This window comes from Kordia jejudonensis (assembly GCF_001005315.1).
GTDB classification, from domain to species: Bacteria; Bacteroidota; Bacteroidia; order Flavobacteriales; family Flavobacteriaceae; genus Kordia; species Kordia jejudonensis.
The window spans coordinates 70,738-83,126 of the sequence record NZ_LBMG01000030.1 but is presented as its reverse complement, the minus strand read 5'-3'; the positions used below and the strand labels follow the sequence as shown (position 1 = coordinate 83,126).

Genomic DNA, 12,389 nt, shown 5'->3' with positions numbered 1-12,389 from the left:
AGGAAATATCATACTCTTATGAAAGGGGTCACGATAAAACAGCAAAAAATTGATCAAAGTCAGTATAAAAGGAAAAGCTTATGTTTTATTTACTATTTACAAGCATCGCTCAAATTTTTTGAAGCCCGAATAAGTTCTGCATAAGCATTTACAAAGTATTTTGACACTTTAAGGATTCCATAAATTGCCACACCGCAAATGACTACTTTAGTCACAGGGTGCTTCAATATCTTATTTGTATCAATGAGTGGCTTGGTAGATCTAGGAATCGAATCCAAATCTAGCTTGTCTAAAATTGACTTTCTTTTAGTTTGTTCTTTACGTACCATTTTTCCGTGTATTTTTGTTATAATTACATGAGAAAACGGATACTTTTTAGCAATGGATAAACAGTTAAAAATCAATCGAAAATATGGTGATTTTAGGGCATCAAAAGAGTACCGTTTCAGAGTACCGAAAAGCATAGAAATCGACCCTTTTTCGGACTCCTTATTTCGTAAATTACTAAAAATCAGGTATACATAAATTAACCAACTGCTGGTTGTTGGTTGTTGGTTGTTGGTTGTTCGTTATTAGTTATTCAAAAATTAAACTTATAAACTTATAAACTCACAAACCGCTATTTCACACATTTCCTATCATTTTTCATCGCCGATTGTCAAGAGAAATGTATCGTTTCGACTAAAAAGCTTCTTTTCCTGCAAAAATTAAAATATTTTTGATCGGAATTAGTTTAGTTGTAGATGAGGTTATTTTTCTTATGTTGTTGTATTGCGCTGTTTTGCTCTGTTTCGTTACAGGGACAAACAAGTAATCGCCGTACGAAAAAACTAGCCGTTAAAGATGCGATTGTGCTCGATTCGGTCAGTATTAATCCGTATCTATTTCGGCTGACCGATAAAAAAAATAAACAAATTGATACTACCGCCTTTCGAATTGATTTTGAAAAAGCAATCCTATATCTCGATCTTTCAAAAATTACCACCGATTCCATTCGCGTAAGCTATACACAATACCCAAAATTCTTAACAAAAAAATATACAGGCTTTAATAAGAATGTCATTGTTGAAAATCCAATTGATATTGATAAAATTGTCTCCTTAAAATCGAATCGAGAAGCTTCTGAAACACGACTTTTTGATGGTTTGAATACCTCTGGAAGCATTTCACGTGGTGTTACCGTTGGAAATAATCAAAATACCGTATTAAATTCGGAACTCGATTTGCAAATTTCTGGGAAAATATCTCAAAATGTTACCTTGCGCGCTTCTATTCAAGATGCAAATATTCCCATTCAAGAAAGTGGGTATTCGCAACGTTTGGATGAGTTTGATCAGGTTTTTATAGAACTGGAAAGTAAAAACTGGAAAGTGCGTGCAGGAGATGTGAATCTGGAAAATACAGAAACAAGTTTTATGCGTTTTCAAAAAAAAGTGCAAGGTGTTGGCGTCGTGGTCAATTTGCCGCATGAAAATAGTAAAACAAGTATTTTTGGTTCAGGAGCATTGGTTCGTGGACGCTACACACAAAGTAGATTTCAAGGACAAGAAGGAAACCAAGGACCGTACAAATTAACAGGACCAAACGAAGAATTATTTATCTTGATTGTTTCAGGAAGTGAAACCGTGTATGTAAACGGATTGCCTGTAGAACGTGGTGAAAACAACGATTATATTATTGATTACAACGCGGGAGAAATTACGTTTACCTCAAGATATCCGATTACTTCCGAAATGCGAATTAGCGTAGAATATCAGTTTACCGATAACAATTATACACGTTTTGTCGCTTATGGTGGCGCCAAGTATGAATCTGAAAAGTTGAACATTGCTGGGTATATTTATTCTGAAAATGATTCTAAAAATCAGCCAATTCAGCAGAACTTATCCGAAGAACAAGTTGCTATTTTACGTGATGCTGGAGACGACAGAGATTTAATGACGGCGCCTTCTGCGGTAGAACAAGCATTTTCAGAGAATCGAATTTTATATAAAAAAGAACTTGTCGGCGGCGTGGAAACCTTTGTATTTTCTAACAATCCTGATGATACGTTGTTTGATGTTCGGTTTTCATTGGTTGGCGATAATCAAGGAAATTATATCTTGGCAAATGCGGCTTCTAACGGTAGAATTTACGAATATGTAGCACCAATTGCAGGTGTTTTACAAGGAAATTATGAGCCAATTGTTCAACTCGTGTCGCCAACGAAAACCCAAGTTGCTGTTGTAAAAGGTGCGTACACGCCAAGTAAAAAAACAGATGTACAGTTTGAAGTTGGTTTTAGTAATAATGATCAAAATTTATTTTCTTCCATTGATGATGATGACAATCAAGGATTGGCTACACAATTGAACGTACAACAACAATTGCTAGATAAAGATTGGAAGATTCGCAGTTTTGCCAATTTTAATTACATTGATGAGAAATTTCAAACTATTGAGCGTTTGTATTCTATTGAATTTAATCGCGATTGGAATTTAGAAAATACGTTCAATGCAGGAAATCAGCAGTTCTTGGCAACTGGATTGGATTTTTCTAACGAGAAAAACGGAACAGCGCGGTACAGTTTTGAGTATTTAGATTTTGCTAATAATGCAACAGGAAATCGGCATGTACTTCTTTCCGATTTAACGTTTGGGAAACTAAAACTACAAACCAGCGGAAGTTATTTAACCAACGAAACCGTAACTACAACGTCTGACTTTTTACGTTTGTTTGCACGTACTACTTATAGTTTTACGAAAAGTTGGGCTGGCGCACAATTGAGCTTAGAAAGCAATGAGCAACAGGAAATTGCAACGCAAAATTTTACACCATTGAGTCAACGATTTAAAGCGTATACAGCTTTTGCTGGTGTAGGCGATAGTTTAAAAATTCATGCAGAAATTGGCTATACATATCGTGTGAATGATAGTTTGCGAAATGACAATTTGCAACGTGTAAATTCCTCTAATACGTACTTTTTAAAGTCACGCTTAATTCAGAATAAAAACACGCAACTTTCACTTTTTGTCAATTACAGAACGCTAAATCAAGAAGATGAAACAATTGAAGACGAACAATCTTTAAATTCACGTTTGGTGTATCAACAACGTTTATTTAACCAACTTGTTTCCTTAAATACGGTTTACGAAACCAACTCTGGCGCCTTACCACAACAGGAATTTACATATGTACAAGTTGATCAAGGACAAGGTGTATATACTTGGAATGATTATAACGATAATGACATTCAGGAATTAGACGAATTCGAATTGGCACAGTTTCCCGATGAAGCAATTTACGTTCGTGTATTACTTCCAAATCAGATTTTCATCAAAACGCATCAAAATAAATTTAGTCAAGTATTAACCTTAAATCCTTCGCAATGGAGTAATAAAAAAGGAGTTCAAAAGTTTTTATCGCATTTTTACAATCAATCTTCATTTTTAATAGATCGAAAGATCCGACGCGCGAATGAAAGTTTTAATTTGAATCCGTTTGATGGCGATGAAAGTGAAAATGTTTTAGGCTTGAATCAAAGTTTACGAAATGCTCTTTTTTACAATCGTGGAAAGCAACGATATACAACTTCGTATACGTATTTAAATGCCAAATCCAAGAACTTATTGTCTATTGGTTCGCAGGAAAATATCAATACATCGCATCAACTTCAGTTTACACATAAAATTGGCAAATTTTGGCTTACCGATTTGATTACAAGTACTGGAAAAACCGAAAGTATTTCAGAAAATTTCTTGAATAAAAACTTCGATATTAATCTTTTTAAAGTAACGCCAACACTTTCCTATATTTTTAATCGAAATAGCCGATTCAGTGTTTTTTATAAGTATGAACAAAAAGAAAATCTAATTGGCGATTTGGAATCATTGACACAGCAAAAAGCAGGAATTTCATTTGCATATAGCAATCAACAAAAAGTAGCATTGAATGGAGAATTTAGCTATTTTCAAAACAATTTTACTGGAAATGCCTTTTCACCTGTTGGCTATCAAATGTTAGAAGGTTTGCAACCTGGTACCAACTTTACGTGGAATTTGATCGTTCAAAAAAAATTGACCAAATTCCTCGATTTAAATCTTTCTTACTTTGGACGAAAAAGTGAAACTTCACGTACCATTCATACTGGAAATGTACAATTGCGTGCGTACTTTTAATTAGCATTGCTCGATAAAAAACACACGTATATTTAGGTTAATTTTTCATCGGAAATTTCATCAAATATTTTGTTTTTGTACTTATTATACAAGAATGAAATGATTAATAATAATACACCTAACGACACAAATACGATTGTTTTTGCAATGGTTGTCAAATGTGCAATGTCATATAAAAATAGCTTTACAAGTGTGATGCCAAAGAGTGCAATAGCGCCAATTCGCAAGTATTTGTTCCTTTTCCAAATTCCTAGTACAATTACAAATAACGCATATGTTCCCCATAAAATGCTCAATCCTAATTTATCCGAAGCAGCATTAGAAGCAATGTCTAACCAATGAATCAATTCACTACTCAAAATTGCCAAAATAGTTACATGAAATATTCCATAAAAAACAATTTGCAATCTTCTTTTGATAAACTCTTGACGAATATATATTTTGGTAACTAGTAAAAGTGCAATTACAAATACATAGGAAATATATCGTATGACAAGTGCATACACACTAATTCCTGCATCTTGTTGAATGTATGCATCTCTGAGTTCGCTTAGCGCGAATAATCCTTGCGTGAGAAATATAAAAATGGCAAACACATTGAAGCCTAAATTAACGTAGCCAAATGTTTCATTTTTAATTTTTTTGATATTTATAAACGAAAGTAAAGCAAAGAAAAATAGCGAATAATTAATGATCCAAACACTTTTGAATTCTAATAAATTATAGTTTGAATTGCTAAGTTTTTCAAAATTATTTCCCGTTTCTGAATTGATATATAATTGATTCCAATAGCTAGCAATTTCAATTCGGAATGAATAATATACTGAACATAAGAAAATTCCAATGATGGCAATCGATAAAAACTCTTCTATAGTTCGTGATAATTGTAAAGGTGTTGTATACTCTTTTTTATGGAACAAATATGTTATTGCGCCAAGCGAAAGCATAAACACCAAAGAACCTAAGAAATTTAAATTAAAAATTGGTGTTATATTCGCAATACTTTTATAATCATAATGATTTGGATACAAAGTAAACCAATCGTGTCCGAGACTTAGAAAAGCTAGTAATACTAGTGGATAGGATAGTTTTTCATAAATTTTGATGCCTTTTGTACGTCCAATATAAAATAATATAAATGCTTCTAACGCCCATAATATCGTAACCCAACTTCCATCGAGTTCTACAGGAATTGCAATGGTTACAAACGTAATGAACAATCCAAAAACGAGATATAGTAAGTTTTTATCTGCATCTTTTCTAGTGAATAAAATGTAGCTTACAAGCAAGTGTATGAATGCGTTTCCTAAGGTGAAAATTCCTAGAAATTTTTCTCCCACAGGATGTCGAAGCAATAAGAAATAACCAATGATGTATGCTAAAAATGTGTTGACTAGTAAAAGTACAATATCCAATCCGCTGTACACTTCCTTTTTGATGAGTTTGTACGCCAAAATTGTCGTGTAGAATATCGCAAAGAATACAAATAGAAAGCTCAATGCAATACTAAAATGATCAGCTGTTACGTATTCTGAAACAAACCAACTTAAATAAATAAGCCATGTAATTCCGAATGCAGAACCAAGTAAACCTTTCCAATATTTTTGAAATGAAATGATTAGAATTCCGATGTTGATAATCGTTATATAAGTAAATAAAACGAAGACATTTCCTGAGTCTGTACTGACTAAAAACGGAACAGCATACGCGCCTACTAAACCAATATGCGCAATTACTTGTCGATTGTACAATATTGCCGTGTACACACCGTAAACCGTAAGCAAAACCATGATAAAGAATGCCAACGATTGCGAGATTAAACCGTAAAAACTAAACGCTGCATAGGTTATAAAGTATAAAATTGCGATAGCACCACTAACTAAAACGGCACTGTAATTTTCGTATTTCTTTTTTAGCTTAATTCCGAAACCTAACAATCCTATTCCACTTAAATATCCTAAAATAATTCGTGTTGTAGGTGTAATGAGTTCGTGCTCAATAGAATATTTTACGCCAATTGCCACACCAATAATGGTAATGATAATTCCTATTTTGTTTAATACGTTTTCGCCAATGAATTTTTCAAGATTCGATTTTTCATTAGTAAACGAAGGTGTTGGTGTTGGAATTTTCGTTTCCGAAACTACTTTTGGAGTAGAAATAGTCTCTTTAATTTCTTTTTTTGGAGCTTCAATTAGTACTTCTTCAACTACTTTTTCAGGTTGTTTTGCTGCAACTACTTCTTTCGTTTCTGAAATTTCTCGTTCTTGTGCAGCTTTTAAACTTTCAATTTGAAAACGCAAATCATTGATTTCTCTAGAAAATTGCTGCTGTTTTTGCGATAATACGTCTAACTTTCGTGTAAGTTGCCGTATCGTTTCTGAATAATCTTGCATGGTTGATTGTTTATAAATACTTCGTTCACGAGAATTTCTAAGTGAATATAAGTATCTCTAGTTGGTTTGCATACAAATATGAAGGTTCATTTTGCTTTTTTAAACTCAATTATTGATAAAAACAAACGATATTTTAAATGAATTTAATTTTTAATAAACTAAATATTAAATAGTTATATATTACAAAACAGACGATATTATCAACAAAAAAAGAGGTTCTCTAGAAAGTTGAAATTTCGTCAAACCGAACTTGATTCGGTTCCTCATCATCATTGAAAATCAAGAGTATGGGATTCTGAATCAAGTTCAGAATGACGGTTTCTATTACTTTTTAGAAAACCCCTTTGAGTTATAAATGTTGTACTAATTTACATTTTCATTAACCAAGCACGCATGTCAACTTCTTTCATGATTATGCTACGCACATCTTCAATTTTTACACGTTGTTGTTCCATGGTGTCTCTGTGACGAATGGTAACCATATTATCTTCTAACGTATCATGATCAACAGTAATACAAAATGGCGTTCCAGCAGCATCTTGTCTTCTGTAACGACGTCCAACAGCATCTTTTTCATCATAAATCACATTGAAATCAAACTTTAAATCATCCATGATTTTACGTGCAATTTCTGGCAAGCCATCTCTTTTAATCAATGGCAAAACGGCTGCTTTTGTTGGCGCCAAAACGGCTGGCAATCGTAAAACGGTACGTTCTGAACCGTCTTCCAAAGTTTCGTCTACTAATGAGTTTGAAAAGATTGCTAAGAACATTCTGTCCAATCCGATAGAGGTTTCTACAACATATGGAACGTAGCTTTCTTTGGCTTCATGATCAAAGTATTGTAACTTTTTACCTGAATGCTTTTCGTGTGCTTTTAGATCAAAATCTGTACGCGAGTGAATTCCTTCCAATTCTTTAAATCCGAATGGAAATTTGAACTCAATATCTGCGGCAGCATCCGCATAATGTGCTAATTTTTCATGATCGTGAAAACGGTAATTGTCTGCGCCCATTCCTAATGATAAGTGCCACTTCATACGGTTTTCTTTCCACGCTTCGTACCATTCTTTTTGCGTTCCAGGCTTTACAAAGAATTGCATTTCCATTTGTTCAAATTCACGCTGTCTAAAGATAAATTGACGCGCTACAATTTCATTACGGAAAGCTTTACCAGTTTGTGCAATACCAAACGGAATTTTCATACGACCCGTTTTTTGAACGTTCAAGAAATTTACAAAAATACCTTGTGCCGTTTCTGGACGTAAATATAAATCCATTGCCGTATCTGCGGAAGCTCCTAATTTTGTACCAAACATTAAGTTGAATTGCTTCACTTCTGTCCAATTTTTTGAACCCGAAACAGGATCTGCAATTTCCAACTCTTCAATCAAAGCTTTTACATCAGCTAAATCTTCATTTTCTAACGATTTTCCTAAGCGAGCTAAAATGGTATCTATTTTTTCTTGATATCCGACAACACGTCCGTTAGTAGATACAAATTCTTCTTTATTGAATGCATCTCCAAAACGTTTGGCTGCTTTTTTGACTTCTTTTTCAATCTTAGCTTCAATTTTTAAACAATAATCTTCCACTAAAACATCGGCACGATATCTTTTTTTAGAATCTTTGTTATCAATTAAAGGATCATTGAATGCATCTACGTGTCCTGAAGCTTTCCAAGTGGTTGGATGCATTAAGATTGCTGCATCAATTCCAACGATATTTTCGTTCATTTGCACCATGGCTTTCCACCAATAGTCGCGTATGTTTTTCTTTAATTCAGCTCCATTTTGAGCATAATCGTATACCGCGCTTAACCCGTCATAAATTTCACTTGATTGAAATATATAACCGTATTCTTTTGCGTGCGATATTACCTTCTTAAATTGGTCGTCTTGTTTTGCCATGGCGCAAATATAAAACGTTTGTTTATGAGCTACAAGCTATTTTTTAGCGATGTACACAAAAGCAGGCGGAATGTTAAACGCTTCAAAGGATAACTTCACTTCATCACGGAAAACTTCCTTGAGTTTTTTGTAGTAGGTAAGACTGTATTGATACTGAACAAACAAGCTTCCTTTTGCCATGGCGTCGTAAGAATTGTCTAAAATACGATCGCTTATTTCTGTTGGAATGTTCGTTAATGGCAAGCTCGAAATGATACAATCGGCTTTGTCATACCCATGTTTTTTTAAAATTGACGTGATATCTTCAGCGGATGCTTTTTCTAAAAAAAGTTGCGAATGTTTAATTTTTCCAAGCGATTCTACAAACTTCTCATTAATTTCAAAAGCAATGAGTTTTGTTTGTGGTTGAATCCTTTTTAAAATTTCTTTGGTAATAATTCCATTTCCAGGACCAAATTCCACAATGACGTTCACTTTAGAAAAGTCAATATTATTAACGATTCTTCGAGATAAAAATCGTGAACTTGGGAAAATAGTTCCCGAAGTTTTGATATCGCGTATGGCTTCTCTAAAAAATTTTAAGCTATCCAATTGCTGGAGATTTTAGTACTTTGATGATGAATTTTTGAATGTTACGCGAAGTAAAGAAAATAATCAGAAAATAAGGTGTTTTTTAGTCGATACTTTAGTTTTTTTCATTGAAATAAAAGAAGTGTAGAAAATTACTACTGTACAACTAATGAATTGAAATTTTGCACCTTACAGGCTTCCGTCAAATTTTCGATGCAATTGACGGTTGGTTTTTCGCAATGTAAGTAATTGCTTCCTGTATTTTATAATGCTTTCATAGTCTAAATCAGATTGTTCAATTTTACGAAGCAGCTCTTTCGCTTTTCTGCGCTCAGATTTTAGAATTGAATGATCTACAACTTGTAATTTGCCTAAATGATCATAATTTTTAATGATATCCATGAGTTCTTCACGGACAAGTATTTTTTCATTGTCTAAATAATCATTCTTTTCTATGTTGTCATTGTAATTGAAAATAGAGATGAACACCATTGATACAGTCATCGCGGCTAGCGCTAATAGTAGGATTTTCTGAATTGTATCTTTTGTGACGCCACTCATAAAAAAGTAGTACTTTTAAACTAAATTAAAGATCTAAATTAAAATTTCAAGTTGGTAAAGATATTAAATAATATTGTTTCTGCCTTTTTTCCAGCAACTTGCTTGGGCTGCGCGTCAAAATTGATACAACACGAACAACACATTTGTACACATTGCAGGCACAACTTACCTTTTACTTCGTATCATAAACATCCTGAAAATCCTGTGTTACAAAGCTTTTACGGACGTGTTTTACTAGAAAATGCTACAGCATTGGTACACTACAAGAAAAATGGTATTGTACAACACTTGTTACATCAGCTTAAATATAAAGGACAACAAGAAGTTGGTGTAATTTTAGGAAATATATTAGGAAACGATTTAAAAAATGAACCATCTTACCAAACAATTACACATGTAATTCCTGTACCCTTACACAAAAAACGTTTGAAAGAACGCGGTTACAATCAGGTGGCAACTTTTGGCAAACAACTCGCTTTACAGCTAAATGCTACGTATGCAGATACAATCCTTATCAAAATAAATAACACCAAAACACAAGCATTTAAAAATCGTGCCGAACGTTGGACAACGATACAAGATTCTTTTGAAATTAAAAATGCCGAATTGTTAACCGATGCGCATATTCTTCTGGTAGATGATGTGATTACGACAGGCGCAACGCTAGAAGCCTGTGCCAATGCACTTAAAAAAATACCAAATATCAAAATTAGTATTGCAACAATGTCAATAGCAAGTTAAAACGTTCGTATGTACCAAAAATAATTAGTTTATTTGTACCACATTATTTAGTTATCATTAATGAAACATCGATTATTATTTTTCAGTATTGCTACACTTCTCTTTTTATCATTGATAAATTGTGCAAAACGAGGCATTCCATCTGGTGGAGATCCTGATACAGAACCACCAAAAATGGTAAAATCGCAACCTGAAGAATTTACAACTAATTTTGACGAAAAACGGATTCGAATTTACTTTGACGAATATATTAAAGTAAAAGACATTCGAAAGCAATTGATTATTTCGCCTCCAATTAAAGAAGGCGGTTACATTGTATATCCGCAAGGTGGCACGAGTAAATATATAGATATTCAAATTACAGATACGCTTCAAGAAAATACTACATATTCATTCAATTTTGGGCAAAGTATTGTAGATAATAATGAGGAAAATCCATATGAATATTTCAAATATGTATTTTCTACAGGAAGCTATATTGATTCTTTAGAAGTTGGCGGCGTTATCAAAGATGCCTTAAAAAATAGTCCTGAAACCTTCGTTTCTGTGATGTTATATGAAATTGATTCTACGTATAATGATTCTACCATTTACAAAGAAACTCCAACATATATTACAAATACCTTAGATAGTGTATCTGACTTTAAACTTTCAAACTTACGTGCTGGAAAGTACAAAATGGTTGCCATGAAAGATGTTGCCAACAACTACCTTTTTAACCCAAAAACAGACAAAATTGGTTATATTGAAGAAGAAGTAACGATTCCAACAGATTCTTCATACACAATTACATTATTTCAAGAAATTCCTGAATTTAGAGCGACGCGTCCAGCGCTGGTTTCCAAAGAAATGATTGTGTTTGGTTATGAAGGCGAAGCGAAAGACATGAAGATTGATTTGGTCTCGAAAGTATCAGATAGTTTTCAATACAGCATCACGCAAGATCCTGAAAAAGATACTCTTCGCTATTGGTTTAAGCATTTGCCACAAAAAACAGATTCGTTGATTTTTAAAGTTTCTAAAAAGAATTTTGAAAAAGAATTTACCGTAAAAATGAAGGAACTTAAAGGCGATTCTTTGCAAATTAAACCGAGTCATAGAGGTAATCTTCCGCTAACTGAAAACTTTAGCATTAGTGCCAATACGCCAATTGTTGCAACGGATGAAAGCTTAATTTCTATTGAAAATAAAGATTCTGTTGCGGTAGCGTTTACTTCAAAATTTATAAAAGAAGAAAATCGTTTGGAAATTTTATTTGAAAAAGAAGAAAGTCAGCGTTACAAAATTAAAATGCTTCCAAAAACCATTACAGATTTCTTCGGAGAAGTCAATGACACACTAGATTACGGACTGAGCACGAAAGCTAAAAAGGATTATGCAAACATTAAATTGACGCTTCAAAATGCAAAAGAATATCCATTAATTATTCAAATTGTAAATGAAAAGCTTGAAATCCTTGTTGAAAAATACGTTACGGAAGCACAGCCAAGTTATAATTTTCCAAACATAGAGCCGCAAAACGTTTACATTAGAGCCATATTGGACACCAATAAAAACGGAAAATGGGACACGGGGAATTACTTGAAAAATATACAACCCGAACGTGTTGTGTACAATCCGAAGAAAATTGAATTAAGAGCCAATTGGGATTGGGATGAAACGCTTATTTTTAAGTAAGTAACGTGAGTTCGACGTAAAAAGTTTAGTTTGAAGTTATTCTTTTCCGCAGTATAGCAGGGATTTTTCATTAAGAATTTTTGAATCCTTGGAAATCGAAGATTCATGAACTCCTTAATTTAAAATATAAAGATTGTGAACTAAAAAATTTAGAAAAATTCATGTGGTTTTAGTTTTTCCCAAAAAGAAAAACTGAAAATACCTCTGGAAATGCTTTGCATTCATGAATACTTTAATTTAAAATGTAAATGTTATGAACTAAAAGTTCCCTTTCTTTTGTTTCTTTTCTTTGGGTAAGCAAAGAAAACGAAAATAAAACACTGAAAATGTGTTTTATAGTAGAAAGTTTCTAGACTTAATTATAACTATAAATCGAA

8 protein-coding genes are annotated in these 12,389 nt (G+C 33.1%); 3 read left to right on the top strand and 5 right to left on the bottom strand.

Annotated features, from left to right (window positions below; all coding sequences use genetic code 11):
• Nucleotides 1-92 precede the first annotated feature (92 nt).
• Nucleotides 93-329: a hypothetical protein gene (locus tag AA089_RS24280; RefSeq protein ID WP_082113294.1), complete on the bottom strand. Its 237-nt coding sequence runs from the start codon at nucleotides 327-329 to the stop codon at nucleotides 93-95.
• Nucleotides 330-743: 414 nt separating this feature from the next.
• Between AA089_RS24280 and AA089_RS15170 the strand changes: the two genes are divergently transcribed.
• Entirely contained in the window at nucleotides 744-4,157 is a 3,414-nt protein-coding gene (locus AA089_RS15170; RefSeq protein ID WP_046757816.1) for a hypothetical protein, read from the top strand.
• 32 nt (nucleotides 4,158-4,189) lie between these two features.
• On the opposite strand, the gene AA089_RS15165 is transcribed toward AA089_RS15170, so the two are convergent.
• The 4 genes from AA089_RS15165 to AA089_RS15150 form a co-directional block, all read right to left on the bottom strand.
• The gene (locus AA089_RS15165; protein WP_046757815.1) at nucleotides 4,190-6,553 is read right to left on the bottom strand and encodes a DUF2339 domain-containing protein; all 2,364 of its coding nucleotides are present in this window, start codon (nucleotides 6,551-6,553) and stop codon (nucleotides 4,190-4,192) included.
• 368 nt (nucleotides 6,554-6,921) lie between these two features.
• Nucleotides 6,922-8,463: a glycine--tRNA ligase gene (locus AA089_RS15160; RefSeq protein WP_046757814.1), complete on the bottom strand. Its 1,542-nt coding sequence runs from the start codon at nucleotides 8,461-8,463 to the stop codon at nucleotides 6,922-6,924.
• A gap of 36 nt (nucleotides 8,464-8,499) precedes the next feature.
• The gene (locus tag AA089_RS15155; protein ID WP_046757813.1) at nucleotides 8,500-9,054 is read right to left on the bottom strand and encodes a class I SAM-dependent methyltransferase; all 555 of its coding nucleotides are present in this window, start codon (nucleotides 9,052-9,054) and stop codon (nucleotides 8,500-8,502) included.
• Nucleotides 9,055-9,222: 168 nt separating this feature from the next.
• Nucleotides 9,223-9,594 (bottom strand): hypothetical protein, encoded by a 372-nt coding sequence (locus AA089_RS15150; RefSeq protein WP_046757812.1) that lies wholly within the window; start codon nucleotides 9,592-9,594, stop codon nucleotides 9,223-9,225.
• A 51-nt stretch (nucleotides 9,595-9,645) separates the two neighbouring features.
• Between AA089_RS15150 and AA089_RS15145 the strand changes: the two genes are divergently transcribed.
• Together AA089_RS15145 and AA089_RS15140 are read left to right on the top strand one after the other, a co-directional pair.
• The gene (locus AA089_RS15145; protein ID WP_316936954.1) at nucleotides 9,646-10,335 is read left to right on the top strand and encodes a ComF family protein; all 690 of its coding nucleotides are present in this window, start codon (nucleotides 9,646-9,648) and stop codon (nucleotides 10,333-10,335) included.
• 60 nt (nucleotides 10,336-10,395) lie between these two features.
• Nucleotides 10,396-12,012, top strand: a complete 1,617-nt coding sequence (locus AA089_RS15140; RefSeq protein ID WP_046757811.1) for an Ig-like domain-containing protein — start codon at nucleotides 10,396-10,398, stop codon at nucleotides 12,010-12,012.
• Nucleotides 12,013-12,389 lie beyond the last annotated feature (377 nt).